This is a genomic window from Aestuariivirga sp., from assembly GCF_037139295.1.
Taxonomy (GTDB): domain Bacteria; phylum Pseudomonadota; class Alphaproteobacteria; order Rhizobiales; family Aestuariivirgaceae; genus Aestuariivirga.
Genome location: NZ_JBAXGR010000015.1, coordinates 1 through 26535 on the forward strand (window position 1 = coordinate 1; position 26535 = coordinate 26535).

Consider the following 26535-nt stretch of genomic DNA (forward strand, 5'->3'; position numbering starts at 1 on the left):
GAGCTTCGACTATGGCCCGGATGGTGAGCGGGCGGGAAAGACCTTCCTCGGCGCAGTCCCGTGTCTAAGTCGATCGAAGTCTTACGCGCGCCACACCGGCAGCACCAGCCTGGCCTTCAGCCCCGGCGCGTTGTCTTCAAGTGCCAGCGTGCCCTTGTGGAGCTTCATGACACCGGAGACGAGGCTGAGCCCAAGCCCATTTCCGGGCTTGCTGCGGCTCTGGTCGAGGCGGACGAAGCGTTCGGTGACGCGGCCGCGGTCTTCCAACGGGATGCCCGCGCCGTGATCGGCGACGGTGATCACCACCTTGTCGTCCTCGAGGGTTCCGGTCACCGTGATCTCGGGCTTCTCGCCGTCACGCGCGCCATATTTCAGGGCGTTGTCGAGCAGGTTGGTGAGGGCCTGGGCGAGCAGCTGGCGGTCGCCCTGCACGGCAAGGCCCGGGGCCGCGCTGGCGGTGAGGGTGCCGCCCTCGTCTTCCGCCATGGGCTCGTAGAGCTCGGCGACGTCGGCGATGAGTTCGGCGACGTCAACGTCGACGAGGCCGCTCCGCGCCTGGCCGGCCTCGGCACGGGCAATCGACAGCAGTGCGTTGAAGGTGTCGAGCAGGCGGTCGGACTCATCCACCGTGTTCTCGAGTGCGGCACGATATTCGGCCTCGGAGCCTGAGCGCAGTGCGGCCTCGACGCGGGCCTTGATGCGGGTCAAGGGCGTCTTCAGGTCATGCGCGACGTTGGAGGAGACCTCCTTCATGGCGCCCATCAGGCTCTCGATCTGTTCCAGCATCTCGTTCAGCGCCAGCGCAAGGCGGTCGAGCTCGTCGCCCGAGCCCGTCACCGGCATGCGGCCGGACATGTTGCCGGCCATGATGGAGTGACTCGCCTCGGTGATGGCATCAACGCGGCGCAGGAAGTTGCGGCTCATGAGAAGGCCGCCGCCCAGGCCCAGAACCAATGCGATGGCCAGCGCATAATAGATCGTCTGGCGGATGATGGTGGCAAATTGCCGGAGCGATTGCACGTCGCGGCCAACGACCAGCTTGAAGCCGCCCGGCAGGTCAGTGAAGAAGGCGCGCGCCACGTGGTTCTCGCGCGCGGCGCCATTCTGCACGGTCAGCGGAAACTCGATCCACTTGGCGTCGCCATTCGGCACGACCGGCAGATCATCGAGATTGCCGGCGATGCGCTGGCCTGCCGGTGCGGCCAGCAGATAGACGGCACCCGTATCATCCGCGCTGCGCCGCTGCACGGTGTCGAGGATGCCGCTGAGCCCACGCAGCTGGTACTGGTCGGAGAGCGCCTGCACCTCCGCCTGGATGGTATAGTCCGTCTGCTCCTGCAGCAGCACCGCGGTGTTCCAGTAGACGTAGCCAAGCAGGGCCGCGACCGAGACCGCGAACAGAATCAGGTAGAGCGCCGCGAGGCGGAAGGTCGACGTGCGAAGGAGCTTGGCCCGGACCGTCACTTGTCGCGGATCATGTAGCCCGCTCCGCGCACGGTCTGTAGGATGGGCTCGTCATGGCCCTTGTCGATCTTGGCGCGCAAACGCGAGATGTGCACGTCGATCACGTTGGTTTGCGGGTCGAAGTGATAGTCCCACACGTTTTCGAGCAGCATGGTGCGGGTGACGATGTGGCCGGCGTTGCGCACGAGGTATTCGAGCAGCTTGAACTCGCGCGGCTGCAGCAGGACGGGCTTGCCGGCGCGCGTCACGGTGCGGGTGAGAAGGTCGATCTCGAGATCGGCGGCCTTCAGCTTCGTCGCCTGCGGGGCCTCCTTGGCGCGGTGGCCGAGGTTCTCGACGCGGGCGATGAGTTCGGCAAAGGCATAGGGCTTGCCGAGATAGTCGTCGCCGCCGGCGCGCAGGCCCTTGACGCGTTCATCCACATCGGCCAGCGCCGAGAGGATCAGCACCGGGGTCTGGATGTTGTGTTCGCGGAGCTTGCGGATGATGGTGAGCCCGTCGATCTTGGGCAGCATGCGGTCGACGATCAGCACGTCATGCACGGCTTCGAGCGCCAGGCCCAGGCCTTCCTCGCCGTCGGCGGCGTGGTCGGCAATGTGCCCGGCCTCGGCCAGGCCCTTCACCAGCCAGCTGGCGGCTTCACGGTCGTCTTCGATGACTAGGATGCGCATGGCTTTGCGGGCGGGGCTTGCTGTCCAGACGTGGGAATCGTGCTCACTAACTTGCATGTTCCATCTCCGGTGAAAAGGGGGGCGCGGAGGAGGAGGTCCGGGGGGGACCACCCTCCTCCGCGGTAAAGGCACGCGAGACGCGGAGCGGGGGGTTGGGGCGTTGTCCGCGTGCCCTCTGCCGTGGGGCCTGTCTGCGCTGGGTCTGGCCGGCCAGGCGTTGCCGCCTGGCCGGAATGCGCGTTAGCCCTTGGCGGTCGGCAGCGCGATGAAGCGCTGGCCTTCGTCGGTCTTGACGAGCATCAGGACCTTCTTCTTGTCGTTGGCCTTCAGCGCGGCGCGCACATCCGACGGAGCGTGCACCTCGGTGCCGGCCACTTCGAGGATGGTGTCACCGGCCTTGAGGCCGAGGTCGGCCGCGGCACTGCCCGGAGCCACTTCCGTCACGGTCACGCCGGCGCCGTCCTGGGCGGGAGAAACCTTGAGGCCGAGGTTGGCGAGCGAGACGGACTTCTCGCCGTCTTCCTTGCCGTCCTTCGACGCCATCTTCGGATCGTCCGGCATGGTGCCGATCTTGACCTCGATGTCCATGGTCTTGCCATCGCGGACGATGGTGAGCGGAACCGCATCGCCCGGCTTGATGCCCGCAACCCGGCGCGACAGGTCACGCGAGTCGGAGACGTCCTTGCCGTCGATCTTCAGGATGGTGTCACCCTGCTTCACACCAGCGGCAAGCGCGGGCGAGTCCTCGGTCACGTCGGCGACGATGGCGCCCTTGGCGTCCTTGAGGCCCAGGCTCTCGGCGATGTCTTCCGTCACCGGCTGGATCTGAACACCAAGCCAGCCGCGGGTGACCTTGCCGTTCTCCTTCAGGCTCTCGATGACGTTCTGCGCCGTCGACGCCGGGATGGCGAAGCCGATGCCAACCGAGCCGCCCGAGGGAGAGAAGATCGCAGTGTTGATGCCGACGACTTCGCCTTCGAGGTTGAAGGCGGGGCCGCCCGAGTTGCCGCGGTTGATGGCGGCGTCGATCTGCATGAAGTTGTCATAGGGGCCAGAGCCGATGTCGCGGCCAAGTGCCGAGACGATGCCGGTGGTGACCGTGCCGCCGAGGCCGAAGGGGTTGCCCACCGCCATCACCCAGTCGCCGACGCGCGGCTCATCCTTGGTGAAGGCGACGTAGTCGAACTTCTTGTCCTTGCCGTCGATCTTGATCAGCGCGAGGTCGGTCTTGGGATCGGTGCCGATCACTTCGGCCTTGTATTCGGTGCCGTCCTTCATGGTCACCGACACCTGGTCGGCGTCCTTGACGACGTGGTTGTTGGTCACCGCGTAACCGTCAGCCGAGATGATGAAGCCGGAGCCCATCGCCATGCCGCCGTTCGGGTGAGAGTCTTCACCCTCGCCGCCCTGGTCGCCCTGACCCTGGCCCTGGCCCATGCCCGGCATGTTCTTGAACTGCGGGAACTGCTTGAAGAAGTCTTCCATGCCGCCCGGCATCTGCTTGCCGCCCTGGGCCTGGCCATCTTCCGAGGCGGCGACATTGGCATACTTCACCTGCACGCTGACGACGGCAGGCATGACCTGGTCGACGAGGTCGGCAAAGCCCTTGGACGGGTCAATGGCGGCCGCATGCAGCTGGTTCTGCGCGACGGCAGGGGTGGAGGGGAGAACGGACACGGTGGCGACGAGGGCCGTGGCGGCCATCAGGCCGGCGGCGAAGGCACCGAGCGTCTTGTTCTTGGGCGAGGACATTTCCTTGGTCTCCATCGAGTTCTGTTGTTTCGATGAACCCAAGCTAGGTGTTCGCTCCTTACGGTGACCTGTCCGGAGGATGAAACTTCGGTAAGTCTTGCGGCAGACCCAAGGCTATTGCATGGCCCGTTCAAGAGCGCGCTTCTCGGCCTCGGAAAGCGGCGTCTCGGGCACCACGCTGGCCCGCTTCCGGCGCAGGATCATCGCCGCTCCGGCGATCAGCAGCACCGCGAAGGGCGTGCCCCAGAGAATCAGCGTCTCGGGCTCGAAGCGCGGCTTCAGCAGCACGTACTGGCCGTAACGCTCGACCACATAGTCCAGCACCTGATCATTCGTCTTGCCCGCCGAGATCTGCTCGCGCACCAGCGTGCGCAGGTCCTTGGCGAGGGGTGCTTCGGAATCATCGATCGACTGGTTCTGGCAGACGAGGCAGCGCAGCTGGGCCGAAATCACCCGGGCGCGGGTTTCGAGGGCCGGGTCCTTCAGCTGCTCGTCGGGGGTGAGCGCGAATGCCGGCGACACCGCAACGAGGAAAGCCAGTATGGCGAGGAGCTTCCTCATTCCGCCGCCACCGCACGGGGCTGGGCCGCACGCTTCGGGGCACCCACGCGATAGCGCCTGTCCGAGATCGACAGCAGCCCGCCGAGGAACATCACCACCGAGCCCAGCCAGATGAAGTTGACGAAGGGATTGTAATACATGCGCATGGCACGCGCCCCGCCGGTCGTCTCGTCGCCCATCACCACGTAAACGTCGCCGTGCCAGGTCTGGTAAAGGCCCACTTCGGTGGTGGGCATGCCGGATGGCTTGAAGATGCGCTTTTCGGAGCGCAGCGTGGCGAGCTCGCGGTCGCCCTCCTTCAGCAGGAAGGTTCCGACCTTGCCGGTGTAGTTGGCCCCGGTCAGCGGCCCTTCGCCCTGGAAGGTGACGTTGTATTTGCCGACAGGGGTCGACTCGCCCGGCTTCAGCGCCACGATCACCTCGATGCGCCACAGCGAGATGGCGATGACGCCGGCCACGAGAATCCCCACGCCCGCATGCGCCACCGCCGTGCCGATGGCGGAGCGCGGCAGGCCGGCCAGCCGATGCCAGCTGGTGGCCAGCGGCACCTTGAACAGCGCCACCTTGGCCGCGACATCGGCAATGGCGCCGAAGACGAGCCAGGCGGCAATCGCCATGCCGACGGGGGCGAGCCACGGGCCCTTCACATTGAGCGCGAAGACGATCACGCCGACGAGCAGTGCCAACACAAGGGCCACCCACAGCCGCTTGATGGCGAGGCCCACGTCACCGCGCTTCCACGCGAGGAAGGCGCCGAGCGGCACGAGCAGCAGGAGCGGCAGCACGATGGGGCCGAAGGTCAGGTCGAAGTACGGCGGGCCGACCGAGATCTTGTCACCCGTCAGCGTTTCGAGCGCCAGCGGATAGAGCGTGCCGACGAACACCGCGAGGCAGGCGACGCAGAGCAGCAGGTTGTTGAGAACGAGGCTCCCCTCCCGGCTCACCGGCGCGAACAGGCCACCGGCTTTGAGCTGCGGTGCCCGCCAGGCGAAGAGCGCCAGCGAGCCACCGATGAAGACGCAGAGGATCATCAGGATGAAGGCGCCGCGCTGCGGGTCAACCGCGAAGGCATGAACCGAGGTCAAGACGCCCGAACGAACCAGGAAGGTGCCGACAAGCGACAGCGAGAAGGCGAGGATCGACAGCAGCACCGTCCAGATCTTCAGCGCATTGCGCTTTTCGACCACCACGGCGGAATGGATGAGCGCGGTGGCGACCAGCCACGGCATGAGGCTGGCGTTTTCCACCGGGTCCCAGAACCAGTAGCCGCCCCAGCCGAGTTCATAATACGACCACCACGAGCCCATGGCGATGCCGACGGTGAGGAACATCCAGGCCACCAGCGTCCATGGCCGGACCCAGCGCGCCCAGGCGGCATCCACCCGGCCCTCGATGAGGGCGGCGACCGCGAAGGCAAAGGCGATGGAGAGGCCGACATAGCCCGCATAGAGGAAGGGCGGATGGAAGGCCAGGGCCGGGTCCTGCAGGATCGGGTTCAGGCCGTTGCCTTCGATCGGCGGCGGGTCGACGCGGATAAAGGGATTCGACGTCATCACGATGAACAGCAGGAAGGCGAGGCCGATCGAGCCCTGGATGGCCAGCACGCGGGCCCTGAGTTCAAGCGGCAGGTTCTGCCCGAACAGCGCAACCGCCGCGCCATAAAGCGCCAGGATCAACACCCACAGCAGCATGGAGCCTTCATGGTTTCCCCACACGCCGCTGATCTTGTAGAGCATGGGCTTGGCGGAGTGCGAGTTCTCGACGACGTTCAGCACCGAGAAGTCGGAGGTCACATAGGCGTGCGTCAGCGCCGCGAAGGCGATGGCGATCAGCACCAGCTGCAGGATTGCCGCCGAGATGCCGGAGCGCATCGCCGCAACGTCGCCCCGCTGGGCGCCCCACAGCGGCACCACGAACTGGTAGAGCGCCACGCCAACGGCGAGGATCAATGCGAAATGTCCAACCTCGGCGACGGAGATCATTGCGGTGTTCCCTCTTCGGCACCCTTGCCCAGTTTCACGCCCTTGGCCTTCAGGCTTTCGGCGAGTTCGCGCGGCATGTAGTTCTCGTCATGCTTGGCCAGCACCGTGTCGGCGATGAAAGTGCCGTCGGGCTGCATCTTGCCCTCCGTCACCACGCCCTGCCCCTCGCGGAACAGGTCGGGCAGGATGCCGTCATAGCTCACCGTCACGGTCTTGATGGTGTCGGTCACGCCGAAGCTCGTTACCGTTCCGGGTCCCTTCTTCAGGCTGCCATTCTCCACCATGCCGCCCAGCCGGATCCGTTGGCCAACCTGCACATGGGTGTCGGCGAGGTCGCTCGGCGTGTGGAAGAAGGTGATGGTGTCGGACAGCGCGTAGAGCACAAGCCCTGCGGCCAGGCCGATGACGGCGAGGCCACCGAGGATCAGGGAAAGGCGCTTCTGCTTGCGTGTCATTCGAGGTTCATTTCCTTGCCCAGCGCCCCGATCTGCGCCAGCGCGTCCTGGCTGCCGCTGAAGGTTTCCAGCGCCTTCTTGTACGCGGCCCTGGCCTTGTCCGTATCACCCAGCACGGTGCGGGCGCGGATCAGCCGCAGCCAGCCGTCAAGATTATCCGGATTTGCGGCAAGTTTCTGGTCGAGGCCATCGACCATGGAACGGATCATCGCCTGCTGGTCGCCGGCTGACATGTTGGAGGCGTCGGCCATGGTCTGCTGGTCAAGCGCCGGAGGCTTGGCCTTGGTGTCCTGCATTTCCGCCAGCAGCATGGGCCGCCACGGCGCATCGGCGGGCGTGTCCTTCAGGAAAGCGTCGAAAGCGGCCTTGGCCTCGTCCGTCTTGCCTTCCTGCTTTAGGGCGAGGGCATCATAGAAGCGCGCCTTGGGGAACTTGGGATCGAGCTTGAGGGCCTGCTGGAACAGCACGTGCGCCGGGGCGGGCACCATGCCCTGGTTGCCCATAACCATTGCTTCCGCATAATCCGAGATGTTGGCGGCGTCAGGCGGCGACAGGCGCACGATGTTGCGATAGGCCTCCGCCGCGTCCTGCCAGCGCTGATCCCGGCGATAGGCGGGGGCGAGGATCTGCCAGCCCTGCAGGTCGTCCGGGTTGGCCTCGAGATGCTGCTCCACCTTGGCCATCAGCGCGTCCATGTCGCCGTTCTTCTCGGCATTCTCCATGCGCCAGGCATGCGGCACGTCGGGAAGCTGCGGATTGCCGGCCTTGCGGTAGAGCGGCAGTGCCACGGCGGGCACGATCAGCGTGGCGGCAATCGCCATCCAGGCGAAGCTCGAAACCGGCTTTCGCCCCGGCTCCTGGGCCGCGGCGATCAGGCGGCGCGAGATTTCGTTGCGCGCCGCGTCCGCTTCGGCCTGGCCAATGGTGCCGCGCTCGACGTCACGGTCGAGTTCGGCCAGCTGGTCGCGGAACACCGCCCGGTCATAGGCATTGCGCTCGGCCACGCTCTCGGCGGGCTTGGATTTGACGACTGGCCACAGAAGCGCGCCGAGCACGGCGGCGGTCATGGCCGCAAAAACGATCCAGATCATGTTGATCCATGAGATATTCCCTTAAGGCCTATTAAAGCAATTCATCCCCTTGCGGCAATTACCGGTCGCATTGTCGCACGGCGGCCCGTGGGCGTCGGAAAAGCCTTTGTTCGGCCACAGCGGTTGCGTTAGAAAACGGCCCAGTTGCAAGGAATTCACCCATGAAGCCGCGCTATTCCATCTTTTCGCTCGCCCGCAACGCGATGAATTACCACAAGGACTGGGAGCGCGCATGGCGCTCGCCCGCCCCGAAGAAGGAATATGACGCCGTCATCGTCGGCGCCGGCGGCCACGGCCTGGCCACCGCCTATTACCTCGCCAAGAATCACAAGATGACCAACATCGCGGTCGTCGAGAAGGGCTGGCTGGGCGGCGGCAACACCGGCCGCAACACGACGATCATCCGCTCGAACTACCTCCAGGACCCCTCAATCGCCATCTATGAGCTTGCCCGCTCGCTCTACGAGGACCTGTCGCAGGACCTGAACTACAACGTGATGTTCTCCCCCCGCGGCGTTCTCATGTTGTGCCAGACGCAGCACGAGTTCCGCGCCTTCCAGCGGACAGCACATGCCAACCGCCTCGCCGGGCTGGACTGCCGCATGGTGACGCCGGCGGAGGTGAAGGAGATCGTGCCGATCATCAACGACGATCCGAACTGCCGCTACCCCATCCTCGGCGCCTATTACCAGCCGCGTGGCGGCACGGGCCGCCATGACGCGGTGGCCTGGGGCTATGCCCGCGGGGCGGACGCCATGGGCGTCGACATCATCCAGAACTGCGAAGTCACCGGCATCCAGCGCGAGGGCGGCAAGGTCGTCGGCCTCGAGACCACCAAGGGCGTGATCAAGACCAAGAAGATTGGCGTCGTGACCGCCGGCAACGTCTCCACCGTCATGGACATGGCGGGCGTGCGCATGCCGATCGAGAGCCAGTGCCTTCAGGCGCTGGTGTCAGAGCCGATCAAGCCGGTCATCGACTGCGTGGTCATGGCCAACACGGTGCACGGCTACATGAGCCAGTCCGACAAGGGTGAGCTCGTCATCGGCGGCGGCACCGACCCCTACAACAACTATTCGCAGCGCGGCTCCTTCCCCGCCCTCGAGCACACGGTGGCGGCGCTTGTCGAAACCTTCCCCATCATCTCGCGGCTGCGCATGCTGCGCCTGTGGGGCGGCATCGTCGACATGACGGGCGACCGTTCGCCGATCATCTCCAAGACGCCGGTCGACGGGCTCTACGTCAACTGCGGCTGGGGCACGGGCGGCTTCAAGGCAATTCCGGGTTCGGGCTGGGTCTTCGCCGATACCATCGCCAATGACCGGCCCCACCCCATCGCCGAGCCCTTCGGCCTCAACCGCTTCCAGGAAGGCCGCCTGATCGACGAATCCGTCGCAGCCGCGGTCGCCCACTAGGAGGATCAGAGATGCTAGTCGTCAATTGTCCCGTCTGCGGCGCCGAAGGTGACGAGACGGATTTCCACGCCGGTGGCCAGGCCCATATCCGTCGCCCCGCAACCCATGATCCGGCACACGTGACGGACGAGGAGCAGCGCAACTACCTGTTCATCCGCATCAACCCCAAGGGCCTGCATTTCGAGCGCTGGCGCTGCGACCGCGGCTGCGGCAAGTGGTTCCACGCTGCGCGTGACACGGTGACCATGGAGTTCAAGGCCTTCTACGGCATCAGCGAGCTGCCGCCCGCCGACGTGATCGCCCAGGCCAAGGGCCAGTGGGCCGAGTACTTCGCCAATCGCCTGAAGTCGGAGCACAAGGCATGAGCAAGCCATATCGTCTTTCGACCGGCGGGCGCTTCGTCGACCGTTCGAAGAAAGTCTCCTTCACCTTCGACGGCAAGAGCGTCACCGGTTTCCAGGGCGACACCGTCGCCTCCGCCGTGCTGGCGTCTGGCCAGCGCGTGTTCGGCCGCAGCTTCAAGTATCATCGACCACGCGGCGTGGTGGGCCTCGGCTCGGAAGAAATGAACGCGCTCATCGGCGTGGGCCAGGGTGCGCGCCATGAGCCGAACCTGCGCGCGACCCAGATCGAGATCTTCAGCGGCATGGCTGCGGTATCTCAGAACCGCTGGCCGTCGCTGAACTGGGATATCGGTGCGATCAACAACGAGTTCTCGCGCGTCCTGCCCGGCGGCTTCTACTACAAGACCTTCATGTGGCCGCAGTCGTTCTGGAAGCACGTCTACGAGCCCTTCATCCGCCGTGCCGCGGGCTTGGGGAAAGCGCCGGAAGGCCGCGACCCGGACACTTACGAACAAGTCCACGTCCATTGCGACGTGCTGGTGATCGGCGGCGGCGTTGCCGGCCTCGCCGCGGCTGAGGCCGCAGCGGCCAACGGCGCCAAGGTCATCATAGCCGACGAGAACCCGCAGCTGGGCGGCCTTGCCGACATTTCCGGTGGCGCCATCGACGGCCAGTCGCTCACCGACTGGTCGGCTGCCACCGGCGCCAAGCTTTATGCCGCCGAGAACGTGCATGTGCTGAACCGCACCACCGTGGTCGGCCACTGGCACCACAACTTCGTCATGCTGTTCGAGCGCGTGGCGGATCATGATCCGGCCCTCCTCAGCCAAGGCGTGCCGCGCCATCGCCTGTGGAAGGTGCGCAGCACACAGGTGATCCTCGCCACGGGCTCCATCGAACGTCCCATCGCATTCGCCAACAATGATCGTCCGGGCGTGATGCTCGCATCCGCAGCGCGTGGCATGGTGGAGCGCTATGGCGTGGCACCGGGCTCCAACGGCGTGGTCTTCACCAACAATGACGACGCCTACCAGACGGCCATCGTGCTTAAAGGTGCAGGCGTCGGCGTTCGCGTCGTCGACAGCCGCGGCCGTGCCGAAGGGGCGCTGCCCAACAAGGCGCGTGAGATGGGCGTGTCCGTAGACACCGGTTCCGTCATCTCGGCTGTCAACACCAGCTGGGGCGGCCTCAACATCACCGATGTCAAGATCGCCTCCTACCGCAAGGGCCAGGGCCGGGTGATCAAGGAAGCGAAGGCCGAGGCCGATTTCGTCGCCATGTCCGGCGGCTGGAACCCGGCGCTTCACCTCTGGTGCCACAACGGCGGCAAGATCCACTTCGACGACAAGCTGCAGGCCTTCCGCCCCAAGGAGCACTACGACAAGATCGTGGCAATCGGTGCGGCCAACGGCACCTTCGGCCTGTCGCAGATTTTGGCCGAAGCCGTTCACGCGGGCTCGAAGCTTGCTGGCTCCGGCAACGTGCATCCGGTCCCTCATGCCGTGCAGGCCGACGAGCGCCCGCTTGAGCCGATCTGGTTCGCGCCCGCGACGGCCAAGTACAATGAAGGCAACAAGCACTTCATCGACTACCAGAATGACGTGACGGCGGCCGACCTCGAACTCGCCCAGCGCGAGGGCTACGAGTCGGTGGAGCACACCAAGCGCTACACCACCTTCGGCATGGCCACCGACCAGGGCAAGACGTCGAACATCAACGGCCTCGGCGTCATCGCCGAAGCCAGCGGCAAGACGATCCCGGAAGTTGGCATCACCACCTTCCGCCCGCCCTACACGCCGTTCACCTTCGGCTCCATCGCCGGCGTGCTGACCAAGGACCTGTTCCTGCCCATCCGCCGCACTGCCATCTACCAGTGGCATGTGGACCATGGTGCAGTGTTCGAGCCCGTGGGCCAGTGGCGCCGCGCCTATACTTACCCGCGGAACGGCGAGACCAATCACCAGTCCATCGACCGCGAGATCCTCGCCGTGCGCAACAAGGTGGGCCTCCTCGATGCCTCGACGCTCGGCAAGATCGAGATCAAGGGCCCCGATGCGGCCGAGTTCCTTGACCGCATGTACACCAACATGTTCTCGACGCTGAAGCTCGGCAAGTGCCGCTACGGCCTGATGATGAACGAGCTGGGCTTCCTCACGGATGACGGCGTCACCGTGCGCCTCTCCGATGACCACTTCCTCATGCACACCACCTCGGGCGGCGCGGATCGCATCTCGGCGTGGCTGGAAGAGTGGCTGCAGACAGAGTGGACTCACTACAAGGTGTTCGTCACCAACGTCACCGAGAACTGGTCGCAGTTCGCCATCGCAGGCCCCAAGGCGCGCGAGGTTGTGCAGAAGCTCGATCCGAACTTCGACATCTCGCATGAAGCGCTGCCGCACATGTCCTTCGTCGAGGGCAAGCTCGGCCCCTGGCCGGTGCGCGTCTACCGCATCTCCTTCTCGGGCGAGCTTTCCTACGAAGTGGCGACACCGTCCAACCTTGGCCTCGGGCTTTGGAAGGACATCGTGGCGGCGGGTGCCGAGTTCGGCCTTGAACCCTATGGCACGGAAGCACTCCACGTGCTGCGCGCCGAGAAGGGCTATATCGTGGTCGGCGACGAAACCGACGGCACCACGACGCCGATCGATGTCGGCCTCGATGGACTCGTCTCCAAGAAGAAGGCGGACTTCCTCGGCAAGCGCTCGCTGGAGCAGGAATATCTCAAGGCTCCCAATCGCAAGCAGCTCGTGGGCCTCCTCACCGAGGACCCGAACGACGTCCTGCCCGACGGCGCCTATGCCGTGCGACAGGTCAAGGACAAGCCGCCGATGGAGATGATCGGCCAGGTCACCTCCTCCTACCGCTCGCCCACGCTCGGCCGCTCCATCGCCATGGCGCTGATCGAGAACGGCCGCGCCCGCATGGGCGAGACCATTTCCTTCCCGCTTCCGGGCGGCAAGGTGGTGCGCGCCAAGATCACCGACACCGTCTTCTACGACAAGGAAGGGGCCAAGCTGAATGTCTGAGCTCTACATTGACTCGCCGCTCGCCGGCGTTGCCGAGCCGCAGGGCCTCTCGATCTCGATCCGCGAGATCCCTGACCGCGGCATGATCGACCTGCGCGGCCTCACCAGCGATCCGGCCTTCATGGCCGCCGCCAAGGGTGCGCTCGGCGTGGATGTTCCCACCAGGCCCCGCACGTCGGCCTCCTGGGGTGACGTCAGGGTGCTGTGGCTCTCCACCGATCAGTGGCTGATCCTCAGTTCACGCGCACGTGCGCATGAACTACTGACGAGTTTGCGTGATGCGCTCAATGGCATCCACTCGCTGGTGGTCGACGTCTCCGACATGCGCGCCATCATCCGCCTTGAGGGCGATGGCTGCCGCGAAGTGATCATGAAGGGCACCTCGCTCGACCTGCTCGACAAGGAATACGTGCAGGGCTGCTGCCGCCGCATGCGCTACGCCGAAATCGCGGCACTGCTCGATGTGGTGGAAGACAATGTCTTCGATATCTACGTGTTCCGCTCCTACGCGCACTACACCTGGAACTTCCTCTGCGCCACGGCCAAGGCGCCTGCGAAGCTGAAGCTGTTTGGCGCGCAAGAGGTTCCGGCTTAGGACCGACAAACACGCGCAACACACATTATGGCCGGGCTCGACCCGGCCATCCTCTTTTGGTGCTTCCCCTCTTCCTCGTCATGGCCGGGCTTGACCCGGCCATTTTTCTTTGGCACTCCCCAACACTCATCATGGCCGGGCTTGACCAGGCCATCCTTTTTGGGCCCGTAAAAAAAGATGCCCGGTTCAAGCCCGGGCATGATGAACATTTCAGACGCGGAAGGAGGACTACTTCACCTTCGCGATCCAGTCGAACAGCTTGTCGAAGCCGCCGAACGGATAAAGATGCGGGCCCGCAATGCCCAGTTCCGGCTGGCCGTAATGCACCTGTGCGAGTCCGGCGACAAATTCATCCGGTGTGTTGACGGAGAGCAGCTTGGTGATGTTCAGCGCCTGCTTGCGGATGAAGCGGGCGGAGTTGCCCACGCCGCACATCGCGGCATACTTCACCAGCGTCTTGATCGTTGCCGGGCCCGGAATGCCCACGAAGATCGGCAGGTCGATGCCTGCGGCGCGCAGGCCCCTCGCCCATTCCGTCACCGGGCCGGCCTCGAAAAGGAACTGCGTGGCGATGAAGCCATCGAGGCCATTGGCCTTGATGTAATCCTGCTTCTCCTTCAGCGCCTTCAGCAGCACCGCTTCGCCGTGGATCTTGGTGATGTCCGGGTTGCCCTCGGGGTGGCCGGCAATTCCGAGCGACTTGACGCCGTTCGCCTGGAACACGCCGGTCTGCATCAGCTGGATCGCCGCGTCATACTGGCCGATGGGCTGGGGCGCCCCCCCGCCCAGCACCAGCATGGTGTCAGACCCGGCGTCCGCCAGCGCCTTGATGCGGGAGCGGAGGTCTGCCTCATCCTTCACGAAGCGGGCAGGGACATGGGGAACGGGCTGGAAGCCAGCAGCCTTAAGCTGCTTCACCGCCTCGATCTGCCCGTCGAGGTCGCCCGCGTCGATCAACGCCACGAAAACGCGGCAGCCAGGGATCAGCTTGTCCTTCAGCAGCGGCAGCTTCTCCACCTGCTTCGGCGTGATCTCGATAGACGAGAGGCGCAGGAAGGAGGCGGTGGACGATCCGGCAGCAGTGATCGGGGCATTCATCGAATTCTGGCTCCGTTAGGGTGGGCGGAGATTGCCCCCGCTGCAACGTCCCCGCCCGGATATTTGCGACCCCGCCATTACGAATGCGACCGGGCCGGACCGCTCGTGTCGTTTTCAACCTGCGACATGACGCTGGTGGACAATGCCTCAAACTTGCGCAAAAAGGGTTCAAACAGGAGCCTCCGCCCGCATGTTCGGCGATCCCCCCAAGCAATTGCCCCAGCACATGGCCGTGGTCGTGGTGCCGGAATTCACCATGATGCCCGTCACCTCGGCCATCGAGCCGCTGCGTCTTGCCAACCGCATGTCCGAGAAGGCGCTCTACAAGTGGACCATGCATTCCATTGACGGTCAGCCGGTGGCCGCGTCCAACGGCATCCTCGCCATGGTCGATGGCGACCTGTCTTCGATCCCGGAGGATGCCACCATCCTCATCTGCGCCGGGCTCAACGTGCAGCGCCACACAGACAAGCGGCTCGTGGCTTGGCTTCGCAAGATCGCCCGCAGGGGCAGCTCGATCGGAGCCGTCTGCACCGGCGCCCACATCCTCGCCGAGGCGGGCCTGCTCGACGGCTATAAATGCACTATCCACTGGGAGAACATGCCGGGCTTCACCGAGGCCTTCCCGGAGCTTGATGCCACCGGCGGGTTGTTCGAAATCGACCGTGACCGCTTTACGAGTGCCGGCGGCACCACGGCGCTCGACATGATGCTGACGCTGATCGCCAGTCAGCACGGGCCGGAACTGGCCTCCGCCGTGGCCGAGGGCATCCTGCATTCGCCCATCCGCCACCATTCCGAGCACCAGCGCATGTCGCTGCCCGCCCGCATCGGTGCCAGGCACCCCAAGCTCGTCGGCATTATCGAGGAGATGGAACAGAATCTCGAGGAGCCGCTGTCGCCCTCGATCCTGGCGAAGCAGGCGGGCCTCTCCACGCGACAACTCGAACGGCTGTTCCGCCGCTACCTCGACCGCAGCCCCAAGCGCTATTACCTCGAGCTCCGCCTCAAGAAGGCGCGCTCGCTGCTGCTGCAGACGGACATGTCGGTGATCAATGTGGCGCTGGCCTGCGGCTTTTCATCGCCTTCGCATTTCTCGAAATGCTACCGCGCCTTCTACGGTCGCACGCCCTATCGCGAGCGTGGCATTCCGGTCATCGAGGGTGCGGACGTCGCCTGAGCGGGCAATCTAAAAGGATTGCAGAAACGATGAAGGGCGGGCCTTTTTGGGGGCCCGCCCTTCTGCTGTGCCTTCGCGACCGGGGGGATCCATTACGAAGGGCACGATTGGAAAAACAACTTCCAGTTTACACCCGTTCAGCCTGAAGTGGTGTTCGCTGAAGGTTGCTTGTGAATGGTTTTAGGGCATTCGGCCAGAAAGTGCAACGATTACAAATCCCAGTTGTTGAAGAACCATTCAAAATGCCGATACTCAATCTCAGATTGCAGATGGCAGCAATAATGCGGCACGCAGGCCACCCAAATCGGCCCTCTCCAGCTGCACCCCACCGTTGTACATCGCCGCCGTCTCCCGGACGATGGCAAGTCCAAGGCCGGAGCCGGGCTTGGTTTCGTCCAGCCGCTCGCCGCGCCTGAGGGCGGCATCCCGCATTTCCGGCGCCAGGCCGGGCCCGTCGTCGTCGACGGCGACCATCAGCAGGCCGCGTCCCGCCGCAGCAGGTGCTGGCCGGGCGGACACAGCAACTCTCGTCGCCGCCCATTTGCAGGCATTGTCCATCAGGTTGCCCACCATCTCCTCGAGATCCTGGCGCTCGCCGCGGAACTTCAGGCCCTCCGCGCAGTCGACGGTCACGGCAAGGCCCTTGTCGCGGTTGATGCGCTCCAGCGTGCGTGCCAGCGCGTCGAGCACCGGCTTAACCTCGGTCACGGCGCCCAGCCCCCGCGCACGGGCTGCGCGCCGGGCGCGGTCGAGGTAGAGGCTCACCTGGTCGCGCATCAGCCCCGCCTGCTCGGTCATCTTGGCGGCGAGCTGGCTCTCCTGCCCTGCAGCCTCATTCGTCAGTACACTGAGCGGTGTCTTCAGCGCATGCGCCAGGTTGCCCACCTGGGTGCGCGCCCGTTCCACGATCTCGGCATTGGACTGGATCAGCAGGTTCAGTTCCTCGGCCACCGGGATGAGTTCAGCGGGATAGGCGCCCTTGAGCTGCTCGGCCTCGCCCTGGCGGATCGCCAGCAGGTTGGCCTGCATGGCGCGCAACGGCCTGAGGCCAAAGCGCACCTGCACGAACACCGCCAGCGCCAGGCCCAGCGCCAGCAGCACGAGGCTGGCAATCAATGCGCGGTTGAAGCTGCGCACCTCGGCAGAGAGCTCGTCATAGTTCCCCGCCACCAGCACGGAATAGGCCCGCGTGCTGCCGGGCAGCGTGAACACCTGCTCGATGGCCCGCAGCGTCACGCCCAGCTTGTCCTTGAGGTAGAAGGCCTGCACGCCCGGCTTTCCCGCAAACGCCGGCGGCACGGCAAGCCGCTGTTCAAGCAGCGAGCCTGACGCGAGATCGGCCACTCCCGTGGCCTTGTCCATCGGCACCACCTGCCAATACCAGCCCGACAATGGAAGTGCGAAGCGCGGATCGACGATGGCGCTCGCCAGCCTGGGCGCACCCTCCGCCGTCACCTCGATATTGGCGAGAAGCCCATCCAGCACCGAGCGCAGCCGCTGGTCGAAATTGCGTTCGAGTGCCGTGGTGAAGAGACTGGCAAGCAGAAGGCCCGTCGCCGCCAGCAGCACGACGCTCACCACGAGCGAAGAGAGAATGAGCCGGCTCGACAGCGAGCTAGGCCGCATTATCCGGCTCTGTCACGGTGTAGCCCATGCCGCGAATGGTGTGCAGCACATCGACGCCCAGCTTCTTGCGCAAGCGGCCCACGAACACCTCGACGGTGTTCGAGTCGCGGTCGAAGTCCTGGTCATAGAGATGCTCGACGAGCTCGGTACGCGACACCACCTTGCCCTTGTGGTGCATCAGGTAGGAGAGCAGCCGAAATTCCAGCGAGGTGAGCTTCACCGGCATGCCGTCAACGCTCACCCGCGAGCTTTTTGTATCGAGCACCACAGGCCCCACCGAAAGTTCGCTCGACGCATGCCCGGCCGCACGGCGCAGCAGCGCGCGGATGCGTGCCAGCACCTCCTCCATGTGGAAGGGCTTGGCGACATAGTCGTCGGCCCCGGCATCGAAGCCCGCCACCTTGTCGGACCAGCGGTCGCGCGCGGTCAGGATCAGCACCGGCATCTTGCGGTCGGCGCGCCGCCATTTTTCGAGAACGCTCACGCCATCGATGATCGGCAGGCCGAGATCGAGCACCACCGCATCATAGGGCTCGGTGTCACCGAGGAAGTGCCCCTCCTCGCCGTCCTTCGCGGCATCCACCGCATAGCCCGCATCCACCAGGGCCGAGACGAGCTGGCGGCGGAGATCGGGATCATCTTCAACAACGAGAAGGCGCATGCGTTTCCCCGCTACTGCGACACGGCACCGGTTGTCGCATCGACCAGCACCTGGATCACCGTGCCGCCCTGCTTCAACCGCACCACATAATGGTCGCCCTTCAGCTTCACGCCCAGGGCCTCAGCCCCCGGCACCGCCTGCAGCGCCAGCTGCACGGCATCCGACGGCGGCACCTGCTGTGCGCCTGCCGGTGCAACCCACAGGGCGGCGGCAAGCAGGGCTCCCGCGATGGTCAATGGCTTGCGCATGGCTCGATCCGTCATCATGTCAGGCGTCCTATCCCTTCCTATCTGAACCGCGCATGAATGGAAATCCCGCCCGGCGCGCGGGGCTCGCGGAGCCCGCCACCTTCTCCAGCGTCCGGCCGCCGATGTAGCCGCCCGCGCCCACCGTAAGGAATTGCCAAAAGCCCTCGGGAAGCAACTGCCAGCGCGGTTCGAAGGCAATGCGGTGCCCCACGATCAGGTCGGCAACCGGCAACACGAAACCGACGAGCAGCAGGAAGCCCATCAGCACCAGCATCAGCAGTGGCCGCCAGCTGCGGCTCAGCCAATGCTCCGAATTGGTCTCGGCCAGCACCACGTCAGCGCCCCGCTCCGCGGTGCGGGTGAGATAGCCCAGCGTCTGCTGCTCGATCTCGGCGGCGAGTTTGCGCTTCAGCTCCACGTCAGAGACATAGGCATCGAGGATCTTGGCGAGCGGGCCCTGGACCAGCCCCAGCGCCAGCTGCGCGGCAACGGCGACCGGGAGCATCACGCCACCTTCCCGGTCGCCGGCCTGCGCCAGCGGTAGGCGGCGAACCCCGCCACCGCCAGCAACACCACCACGATCAATGTCACGAACACCCAGCCCGGCAGTGCGCTCGCTGCGCCCGCTAGCACGCCAGCTCCGCCCACCACGGCACCGGCCCTGCCGAGCTGCCTGTCAGTTTCGACGCTCTTCGGAACACCCGTCACGTCGCGCCCCGCCTGCGGCGGCATCTCGGACATGAAGAGCTCTGCCTCCGCGGCGCGGCGCCGCTCGAGCCCGGGCAGCACCCGGCCTCCGCCCTTCACCCACAGCTTCAGCCGTGCGGGAACGTCCTGGAAGCGCCCGGCATTCACCGCGCTCAGCACCGAGGATGAACGGAACGCCCCCACACCCACATTGTAGGCGAAGCTCACGAGTGCCGAGAATTGCGCCGCACTCACCTCGCGCGCCAGCAGCGCGCCCACCGCATCGGCAAAGTGCGCCACGTCCTCGCCAAGAATGCGCCGTGCCTCTTTCTCGGTCACCACCATGCCCGGCCTCACCGCCGGCGGCCCCGCCTGCGAGGTGTGGCCGTAGCCGATCGTCCACACTCCCGCCGGGCAGCGGTAGGCATTTGCCCTGAATCCCTCGAAACGCCGGATCAGCGCCAGCCCCTCTTCCATCACCTGCATCTCCGTCTCCTTCAGATCTTGTCCATCAGCAGCGCATGCACGATGCGCGACAGCAGCGCCCCGAAGGTGATCGAGAAGCCGATCACCAGCGTCAGCGTCTTCCAGCCGCCGCGCGCCGTCACCAGCGCGTCGCGGATTTCGCGCACGTCCTGGCGCATCGCGTGGATCTCCTGTTCCACGGTCTGCATGCGCGCCTCCAGTGCGCCCACGTTGCGTTCAATATTCGTCATGCAAGGTTCTCCAGCCGCGCCTGGGCGAGCGACACGGTCCACGCCGCCGCCGCACCGCCGTTGACCGAAACGCCAATCAGCGCGTTGGCCGCCGTGGCATCGAAGGCGGCCGACGTCACCCGCCGCACGGGCCCCGCCACATTGGCTAGCCCGGTGGACGGCAGGGAGTGCGTCAGCGCTGCCACCGCCTGCACCACCGCCGAGCTGCCGGCGCTGCGGAACGTCACCTCCACGGTCATGCGCCCGTCATCCGCCACCGCCGTCTGCACCGGAAATGTCATTGTCCCCAGTGCTGTGTCTGCGACAGACCCGCTGGCGCCGAAGCGCAGCGTGAGAATGGGCGCCGCAACACCCGCCGCCGTCTTCGCGACATCGAAGCTCAGCAGATAGCGCGTGCCAGCCTGCAGCCGTCCTGCGGGAATGGCGATGCCTGATCCCGCGATATAGGTGTCCGTCGCGAAGCCCGGCCCCTGCGCCACAAGCGACTGCGCATAGAGCATGCCAGGCGGCGCCACCTGCTGCGGCGTGTTGGGCAGGCTCACTGCGCCGGACGCACGGTCGATCAGCAGTGCGGGTTTCCACGTGGCGCCATCGCCGCTCACATTGATGCGGAAGTCGTCGCTTCCCGTCAGCCCCATCTCGGCACGGCCCGACCAGTTGCTCTGGTAGAGCAGCGAGACGGTGTTGCCCGGCGCATTCTTGTTGAGCTTCAGGCGATGGTCGCTGCCTGCATGGGTGAACAGCGTGGCAGGCGATGACACCGCCAGCCGGTTCGTATCATCGGCCGTAGCGTTGACGCCAAGCCGCACGAGGTTGGCGAGTTCGGTGATGGTGAAGGGCTCGCGCCATTGCGCACCATCGAAGACGAGGAGCTTGCCCTCCGCCTCCACCCACAGCCGCCAGCCCCGGCGCGGGGTGATGAACACCCAGCCGCCGCCCTGCGCCAGCGCCACCAGCCCCTGTTGACCGGCCCAGGCACCGGAGGGCGCTGCGGCCACCAGATAACGGTCACCATCCGCCGCGGCAGGGGGTGTGCCAAGAGTGCGCGCGATCACCGAGAGGTGGATCAGCGCGTCGAGTTTCAGCAGCGCTTCGTTCAGCGTCACGTGCTTCTGCGCCTGGGCCGCCGCCAGCAGCGGCAGCCCCAGCATGGGTGTGTCAGACATGGATGGTCTCCTGCAATGCGGCGCCCGCGCCGAATGATGTTGAAAGCTGCGCCACGCGCAGCGTGAAGTCGGAGGCTCCGGCGCCCAGGTCTGCGGCGATGTCAGCGGCACGGTAGAGCCACTGGCTGTCGCCCACGCTCACGCTGCGCCTCACCTGCGCACCCGAGAGCACCTCGACGCGATAAGCCTCGCGCTCCTCGGCCAGCGGCACCTCGCCCACCTCCCAGCTGTCGCCACCCACCCGGCTTCGCCGGATCCAGCTGAACAGCACGTCAGCGCCCTGCCGCCGCCCGCGCAGCCTGACTGGTGAGAAAGGCCTGAGGCCCAGCATTGCCGTGCGCAGCGTCACGCTGGCATGTGCCCGGCCGAGGTCATATTGCGCCGGCCCCAGACGCCACGCCTGCTCGAGGCCTGCCTGCGCCAGGTTCAGGTTGGGCTGCACCACCGCCTCGTCGAGCAGCACGAAGCGCTCGCCCGCGGGCCGTGCCCGCATTTCGGGCGCCGAGCCAAATTGCCCGCGCAGCAGCAGCGAAATCCGCCACGTCTGCTGGTCGATGAGTTCGGCATTGGCGAATTGCAGGATCTCCCAGCCCGTCGCCATGGAGCCTATGGCAGCAAGGTTCGCGCCCTGCAGCAATTCCTCCATGCCGCAGGCGAAGACAGCACCCGCGCTTAGCCGCAGGGTCACTGTGTTGCCCCGGTCGAGGACATGGAGCGGCCCCACGGCAAGTGGCGTCAGCAGCGTTCCCATGTTGGCAGCGGTGTCGATCAGGCTGTCGAATGCGTAGGAAGCAGCGCCCTTCTGCTTGTAGAGCGCCAGCTCACCCGGCCAGGGCGAAGCCGATGTCGCGATCCAGGGCGCATGCGGTCTCGCCGTATCCTCCGCCAGCGCCAGGTCCATCACCTGCACGGCCGGCGGGCCATAGATCACCGCCGTGCCGGATGTCGCGCCGCGCACCGGCGCATCGGCCGGTTCCTGCACGGCGAAGTCGAAGCTCCGTGCACGAACCTTCCGCATGTGCCCGTCCGTCACCTCCTCGATGCGCAGCAGGTAGCTGCCATCTGCCAGGTCAAGTGCCAGCGCATCGCCCGGTTCCAGCGCCAGGCATGAAGGCGGCAGCGCCAGCTCCACGCTCTCGCGTCCCGCCCAGGCTTCCTGCAACACCACCTGCGCCCGCTTCTGCGCCTGGTCCTGCGCCACGGCAGCGGCAAGCTCGATCAGCGCGTCGCGCCTGGTGGAGCCGGCGTCCTGCTTGGCCTCCACCACCGCCAGCCGATAGTCGAGGCCGGATTCGAGATAGGACAGCTTGATCGCCGTCGGCAGTTCCGTTTCCTGTGCGCGCGTGATCCTGTAGAGCGGTGCCTCCGCTGAAACTTCGGCAAGCCCATTGTGAGCAAGTGCTGTCACCGTGGCGCCCTTGCGCATGAACACGCGCAGCACGCCGCCGCTCTCCACCGCGTCGAGGCCCAGCGCCGTCATCAGCCCTTCCAGCGCGTCGCGACCCGACATCACCCGGTCGATCAGGAAGCCCGCCACAAGGCCGTCAACGCCTGAGACGTCCACGTCGTCGAGGCCATATTCCGCCATCACCTCGGCGATCAGGCTGCCCAGCGGCAGCATGCCGGCGCGCCCATTCAGCCAGTGGCCGCGCTCATAATTCACCGCATCGGACCACACGTCGTCGCGCGCCGGAAACTGCGGAAAGGGTCGCGCATCCCACGCCCACAGGAAGATGCGCCCGGCATTCACCATGCGCTCGCCCGCGGAAGACAGCGGATTATTGGCCGGCGCGGACCAGTATTCGTCCAGCGCCGTCACGAAGCGCGCCTGCATCAGCTCGTCGCGCACACCGCTCGAGAATGGCGGCAAGCGTGACTCGACCGACTTCGCGTCGATGAAGGCATTGGGTTCGTTGGCGCCCTTGTCGACGGCCGCGCAGCCGCATTCGGTGAACCAGAATGGTTTCGACTGCGGCACCCAGCCCGTGGGCTGCACCACCTCGATGCCGCCCGGCCGGTCGTAGTGATGATTGCCCCACCACCCCTTGAGGTCCTTGCGGCGAAACACCCAGTGCTTGCCATAAGCACCATCGGCAATCGGCATGCGCTGCTGTGCGGCGCGCGCCTCGGCATTGCGATAGTACCAGTCGAAGCCCTCGCCGCCAGAAATATTGGCCTTCAGATAGTCAACATCATAGATGGACGCCCACCCCGCGCGGCGATCGGCATGTTCGTCGCCGTCATGCCAGTCGGCCATCGGCATGTAGTTGTCGATGCCGACAAAGCCCACCTCCGGCATCGACCACAGCGGGTCGAGGTGGAAGAACACGTCGCCTGAGCCATCCTGCGGCTGGTAACCGGAATACTCCGTCCAGTCGGCGCCATAGGACACGCGCGTGCCCGGCAGTATCGCCTTTACCTCGGCTACCAGGCCTTGCAGCGCCGCCACGAAGGGAAACGCATTGCCTTCACGCCGCAATGTTGAAAGCCCCACCAGCTCGCTGCCGATGAGGAAGGCATCGACACCGCCCGCCAGCGCACAGAGCTTGGCATTATGCAGGATCATGCGGCGGAAGCTCCATTCGGGTGGCCCCGCGTAGCGCACCGTCGTGCCACTTACCGTAAAGTGCCCTGCCTGCGCAGTGCCCACGAAGGCGGCCACCTCCGCCGCGCAGGCAGGCGACCGGTCGGGCGATCCCGCACGGCCCGCCGCGATCGAAGCGGTGATGCGCCCGCGCCACGGATAGGGTGCCTGCTCCGCCCCGCCATAGGGGTCGGGCTGTCCATTGCCGAGCGGAATGTCCATCAGCAGGAAGGGGTGGAACATCACCCTCAGCTTGCGCGACTTCAACTCCCTGATGGCCCGGATCACCGAAGCGTCCGACGGTGTTCCACCATAGGCGGGGCCGCCGTCATGCTGGCTCACCCGATGTGCCTCGCCGCGGCTGATGCCGCCGGCGCTCCAGGCATCGGGTGCTGTGTCCTTCTCTGCATTGTCGACGCCGGGCTTCACCGCGCAACTGCCGCAGCGCAGGTCATTGCCGAACCATGCCACCACCAGCGAAGCCGCTGCCGCTTTCCGGCAACTCGCCGTCAGGTGGTCGAGCGACACCTCGAAGTCGCTCTGCTCGGATGACGCATGGGCATTTTCCGACAGCGTCACGCCGTCGTCCGCCTGCCGCGTCACGATCATGGTGTCATAGCCGAACTCGGTGGAGCCAGGGATGATGCTCACCGCCTTCACATGTGACTCCATGCCCCCGGCGCTCTTGAACACCTCGAATGAAAGCTGCGGCAGCCGATTTCCGAAATCCTGCAATGGCAGTTGCTCGAACACCACATAGGCAAGCCCGCAATAGGCCGGCGCATGGCCCTGCCCCTCGATCGCGGTGATCAGGCTGTCGGCCTCCTGCGTCTCGCTCCCGGTGTGGATGCGCGCCGTCACGCCACGCAGCGAGAACTCCTTGCCGTCCGCCCAGACGCGGCCGATGCGGTCGATCTCGCCCTCGCACAGCGCCACGGCGAAATTGGCGTAATAGGAGTAAGTCACCGCCTTGCTGCCGCCGCCGCCCTTGCCGCCACTGCTCTGCGTCTTCTTCTTCTCGATGAAGTCAGTGGCCCAGATCACCTGGCCCGCCACGCGCATCCGACCCCACACGCGCGGAATGGGTGCCCCCTCAGAGGAGGCCATCACCCGCAGGTCGGAAAGACGCGGCCCCTGCACCGTCTTCTTCTCACCGAACAGCTTGCCATCGATGAAGCTGCCCGCCGCGGCACCAATGGCGCGGCCCAGCAGCCCGCCAAGCGGGCCGCCCAGCAGCGTCCCAAGCCCGGTGCCCACCGCCTGCATGACAACCGTCGCCATCAGATCGCCTCCGGAAAGCGGAACACGAAAGCCAGGTGCCTGATCCACCAGTCGGACAGCGCCACCTCGGTCACCACCGCCCCTTCCTGCGCATGCACCATTGCCGTTTGTGACACGGCAATCCCGGCGTGCTTGGCGGGCAAAGGCGGCCGCCAGCGGAACAGCAGCACGTCGCCCGCACGATACTCCGTACACGGCACTTCCGCGAGGTGCCGTCGCGCTGCGTCCGCCATGGCCTCACCGCCGCCCATCTCCGCCCAGCCGGGCGCATAGGCAGGCGGTGCCTCGGGCTCATCGCCCATCACCTCGCGCCACACACCGCGCACCAACCCAAGGCAGTCAGTGCCCACGCCCTTGAGACTCGCCTGGTGCAGGTAAGGCGTGCCCGCCCAGCCGCGTGCTGCGGCCACGATCCTCTCGACATTGCTCATGTGCGCTTGCCCTTGGTCTTTTTCTGCTTCACCGCGTAGCCCACCACGAAGTCATCGCCCGGCATGTGCGGAAATCCGCGGAAGCGCGCGGCATTGTTGAACTTGGCGCGGCAGGTGGTGAACTGCCGGTCGCAACCCGCCCGCAGCAGCAGCCGGTCGCCGCGCCGGGGCGCGAACGCCAGCGGCTGCCACAGCTCGATGCGCACTGCATTGCCCGAGATCCGGTGAAACTTGATCTGCCCCTGCCGCCCGGCATTGGCTCCGCTGAGGAAAGCCCAGGTGCCATTGGCGAAGAAACCCGCCGCGAAGCCCTGAGCGCCACTCACCTCCAGCAACCGCCGCGCGGTGCAGGAGAAGACAGCCACCTCGGTGCTGAAATCCGGGGCACTCAAGTCGACGCCGCAACGCGCATCACCCAGCACCGCATCGCAGCCATACTGGAACAGGCGGCCCTTCGGCTGGTTCAGCACATCTGACAGGCCCCGTAGCTCGGCGGTGAAAAAACCGCGCCCACGCGTCACCTCGCCCACGTGCCCGCGCTTCAGCAGCACACGCTGGCTCACGTCCTGCCAATTGACGCGCCACAGTTCCACCGCGGCATTGTCGAAGTCGCCCATCGCAAGGCGCGCCTCGCTCAGCCGCGGCGAGGACAGCGCTCCGGAAGCATCGAGATTGTCCACCGAAAGCCCCAGCGAGGAGTCGATCTCGGTCGCCGCGAAGCCCGCCGAGGCTTCATAAGCGATGCCACCGAATGCTAGGTCACGGTCATGGTCGGTGAACCCCATCACCTCGCCGCTCTTCAGCACCACGCGCCAGCAGTGGCACAGCGTCGTGGCACCACTTGCCAGGTGTTCGGCCATGCCATCCGGAAGCTGCCTCATGCGCGGATCTCCACGATCGGAATGTCCGGAATGTCGCCGCCTGCGAACTGCGTAAGGTTGATGCGCAGCTCATCGGTGTCGAAGCGCACCGGCACGTCAAAGAGAAAGCCCGCCGTCACCGGCACGCCCGCAGCGGGTGCCACGGCCAGCGTCACCACACCGGACAGTGAATCGACACTGAAGCCCGTCACCTCGTCGCCGCCCACGCCCAGGCGCAGGCTGCTCGCCACCGGCTTGGTGATGGTGCGGCTGTAGTCGCGCAGGCCCGAGCCATATCGCTTCACCAGCTGGAAGCGGGTGGTGGCGCCATCGCCCGTGCCGATTGCCTGGTCGCGCGGGCTCACCGCCGCACCGGGCGCACCGGACTTGAAATCGAGGTGGTCCTTCCAGCGGAAGCCATAAAGCCGCCCGCGCCGCTCCTCGAAGAAACTGACCACGAGGTGGATGTCGTCCAGCGACTTCACCCCGAAGCCCGCATTGTAGCGGCGCCGCGAGTCTGCCCAGCGGCTGTTGCGCTCTTCGGCGCCGGAGCCCGTCACCACGATTTCGGTGCGGCGCTCTGGCCCCCCTGAACTCCCGCGCGAGATCTGCGGCGGAAAGCGCACGTCATCGAAGCTCAT

Annotated in this window: 24 protein-coding genes; 5 read left to right on the plus strand and 19 right to left on the minus strand. The window is 65.8% G+C overall.

What is annotated here, in order from left to right; genetic code table 11:
* Positions 1–81: 81 nt before the first annotated feature.
* The 7 genes from WCJ41_RS06415 to ccmI all read right to left on the minus strand — a co-directional run bounded on the left by WCJ41_RS06415 (position 82) and on the right by ccmI (position 7976).
* The gene (locus WCJ41_RS06415) at positions 82–1464 is read right to left on the minus strand and encodes a HAMP domain-containing sensor histidine kinase (RefSeq protein WP_336905013.1); all 1383 of its coding nucleotides are present in this window, start codon (positions 1462–1464) and stop codon (positions 82–84) included.
* Positions 1461–2135 carry a response regulator transcription factor gene (locus WCJ41_RS06420; RefSeq protein ID WP_336905070.1) on the minus strand — a complete coding sequence of 225 codons (675 nt, stop codon included), beginning with the start codon at positions 2133–2135 and terminating at the stop codon, positions 1461–1463. Before WCJ41_RS06420 ends, WCJ41_RS06415 begins: the two co-directional genes overlap by 4 nt.
* A gap of 240 nt (positions 2136–2375) precedes the next feature.
* A complete protein-coding gene (locus WCJ41_RS06425) occupies positions 2376–3902 on the minus strand; it encodes a Do family serine endopeptidase (RefSeq protein WP_336905014.1) in 1527 nt (508 codons plus the stop codon).
* Between the two features lie 99 nt (positions 3903–4001).
* Entirely contained in the window at positions 4002–4448 is a 447-nt protein-coding gene (locus WCJ41_RS06430) for a cytochrome c-type biogenesis protein (RefSeq protein WP_336905015.1), read from the minus strand.
* Positions 4445–6430, minus strand: coding sequence for a heme lyase CcmF/NrfE family subunit (locus tag WCJ41_RS06435; RefSeq protein WP_336905016.1), 1986 nt, complete (start codon positions 6428–6430; stop codon positions 4445–4447). Before WCJ41_RS06435 ends, WCJ41_RS06430 begins: the two co-directional genes overlap by 4 nt.
* Positions 6427–6885 carry a cytochrome c maturation protein CcmE gene (ccmE, locus tag WCJ41_RS06440; RefSeq protein WP_336905017.1) on the minus strand — a complete coding sequence of 153 codons (459 nt, stop codon included), beginning with the start codon at positions 6883–6885 and terminating at the stop codon, positions 6427–6429. Before ccmE ends, WCJ41_RS06435 begins: the two co-directional genes overlap by 4 nt.
* On the minus strand, positions 6882–7976 hold the full coding sequence (gene ccmI, locus WCJ41_RS06445; protein ID WP_336905018.1) for a c-type cytochrome biogenesis protein CcmI: 1095 nt from the start codon (positions 7974–7976) through the stop codon (positions 6882–6884). Before ccmI ends, ccmE begins: the two co-directional genes overlap by 4 nt.
* A 161-nt stretch (positions 7977–8137) precedes the next feature.
* Between ccmI and WCJ41_RS06450 the strand changes: the two genes are divergently transcribed.
* From WCJ41_RS06450 to WCJ41_RS06465, 4 genes are read left to right on the plus strand one after another with little or no spacing between them, the layout of a single operon-like run.
* Complete coding sequence (locus WCJ41_RS06450) at positions 8138–9391, plus strand: sarcosine oxidase subunit beta family protein (RefSeq protein WP_336905019.1); 1254 nt, start codon at positions 8138–8140, stop codon at positions 9389–9391.
* A gap of 11 nt (positions 9392–9402) precedes the next feature.
* A complete protein-coding gene (locus tag WCJ41_RS06455) occupies positions 9403–9756 on the plus strand; it encodes a sarcosine oxidase subunit delta (protein ID WP_336905020.1) in 354 nt (117 codons plus the stop codon).
* On the plus strand, positions 9753–12761 hold the full coding sequence (locus tag WCJ41_RS06460) for a sarcosine oxidase subunit alpha family protein (RefSeq protein WP_336905021.1): 3009 nt from the start codon (positions 9753–9755) through the stop codon (positions 12759–12761). The genes WCJ41_RS06455 and WCJ41_RS06460 overlap by 4 nt, the downstream gene beginning before the upstream one ends.
* Positions 12754–13356: a sarcosine oxidase subunit gamma family protein gene (locus WCJ41_RS06465; RefSeq protein ID WP_336905022.1), complete on the plus strand. Its 603-nt coding sequence runs from the start codon at positions 12754–12756 to the stop codon at positions 13354–13356. The genes WCJ41_RS06460 and WCJ41_RS06465 overlap by 8 nt, the downstream gene beginning before the upstream one ends.
* A 228-nt stretch (positions 13357–13584) precedes the next feature.
* On the opposite strand, the gene WCJ41_RS06470 is transcribed toward WCJ41_RS06465, so the two are convergent.
* Positions 13585–14454 (minus strand): methylenetetrahydrofolate reductase, encoded by an 870-nt coding sequence (locus tag WCJ41_RS06470; protein WP_336905023.1) that lies wholly within the window; start codon positions 14452–14454, stop codon positions 13585–13587.
* 190 nt (positions 14455–14644) lie between these two features.
* Here WCJ41_RS06470 and WCJ41_RS06475 point away from each other — a divergent pair, with 190 nt between their 5' ends.
* Positions 14645–15634: a GlxA family transcriptional regulator gene (locus WCJ41_RS06475; protein WP_336905024.1), complete on the plus strand. Its 990-nt coding sequence runs from the start codon at positions 14645–14647 to the stop codon at positions 15632–15634.
* A 258-nt stretch (positions 15635–15892) separates the two neighbouring features.
* Here WCJ41_RS06475 and WCJ41_RS06480 read toward each other — a convergent pair whose 3' ends face one another.
* The 11 genes from WCJ41_RS06480 to WCJ41_RS06530 are packed head-to-tail and all read right to left on the minus strand — an operon-like array spanning position 15893 to position 26535.
* Entirely contained in the window at positions 15893–17260 is a 1368-nt protein-coding gene (locus WCJ41_RS06480) for an ATP-binding protein (protein WP_336905025.1), read from the minus strand.
* Entirely contained in the window at positions 17250–17921 is a 672-nt protein-coding gene (locus WCJ41_RS06485; protein ID WP_336905026.1) for a response regulator transcription factor, read from the minus strand. The genes WCJ41_RS06480 and WCJ41_RS06485 overlap by 11 nt, the downstream gene beginning before the upstream one ends.
* Positions 17922–17932: 11 nt before the next feature.
* Positions 17933–18187, minus strand: coding sequence for a PepSY domain-containing protein (locus tag WCJ41_RS06490; protein WP_336905027.1), 255 nt, complete (start codon positions 18185–18187; stop codon positions 17933–17935).
* A 10-nt stretch (positions 18188–18197) separates the two neighbouring features.
* Positions 18198–18674 (minus strand): 3TM-type holin, encoded by a 477-nt coding sequence (locus WCJ41_RS06495; RefSeq protein WP_336905071.1) that lies wholly within the window; start codon positions 18672–18674, stop codon positions 18198–18200.
* Positions 18674–19342 (minus strand): lysozyme, encoded by a 669-nt coding sequence (locus WCJ41_RS06500; protein ID WP_336905028.1) that lies wholly within the window; start codon positions 19340–19342, stop codon positions 18674–18676. Before WCJ41_RS06500 ends, WCJ41_RS06495 begins: the two co-directional genes overlap by 1 nt.
* A gap of 11 nt (positions 19343–19353) precedes the next feature.
* Positions 19354–19572 carry a hypothetical protein gene (locus WCJ41_RS06505; protein ID WP_336905029.1) on the minus strand — a complete coding sequence of 73 codons (219 nt, stop codon included), beginning with the start codon at positions 19570–19572 and terminating at the stop codon, positions 19354–19356.
* Positions 19569–20738, minus strand: a complete 1170-nt coding sequence (locus tag WCJ41_RS06510) for a DUF2793 domain-containing protein (protein WP_336905030.1) — start codon at positions 20736–20738, stop codon at positions 19569–19571. Before WCJ41_RS06510 ends, WCJ41_RS06505 begins: the two co-directional genes overlap by 4 nt.
* Complete coding sequence (locus WCJ41_RS06515; RefSeq protein ID WP_336905031.1) at positions 20731–24603, minus strand: glycoside hydrolase/phage tail family protein; 3873 nt, start codon at positions 24601–24603, stop codon at positions 20731–20733. The genes WCJ41_RS06510 and WCJ41_RS06515 overlap by 8 nt, the downstream gene beginning before the upstream one ends.
* Positions 24603–25034 (minus strand): NlpC/P60 family protein, encoded by a 432-nt coding sequence (locus WCJ41_RS06520; RefSeq protein ID WP_336905032.1) that lies wholly within the window; start codon positions 25032–25034, stop codon positions 24603–24605. Before WCJ41_RS06520 ends, WCJ41_RS06515 begins: the two co-directional genes overlap by 1 nt.
* Positions 25031–25915: a DUF2163 domain-containing protein gene (locus WCJ41_RS06525; RefSeq protein WP_336905033.1), complete on the minus strand. Its 885-nt coding sequence runs from the start codon at positions 25913–25915 to the stop codon at positions 25031–25033. The genes WCJ41_RS06520 and WCJ41_RS06525 overlap by 4 nt, the downstream gene beginning before the upstream one ends.
* Positions 25912–26535 (minus strand): DUF2460 domain-containing protein, encoded by a 624-nt coding sequence (locus WCJ41_RS06530; RefSeq protein ID WP_336905034.1) that lies wholly within the window; start codon positions 26533–26535, stop codon positions 25912–25914. Before WCJ41_RS06530 ends, WCJ41_RS06525 begins: the two co-directional genes overlap by 4 nt.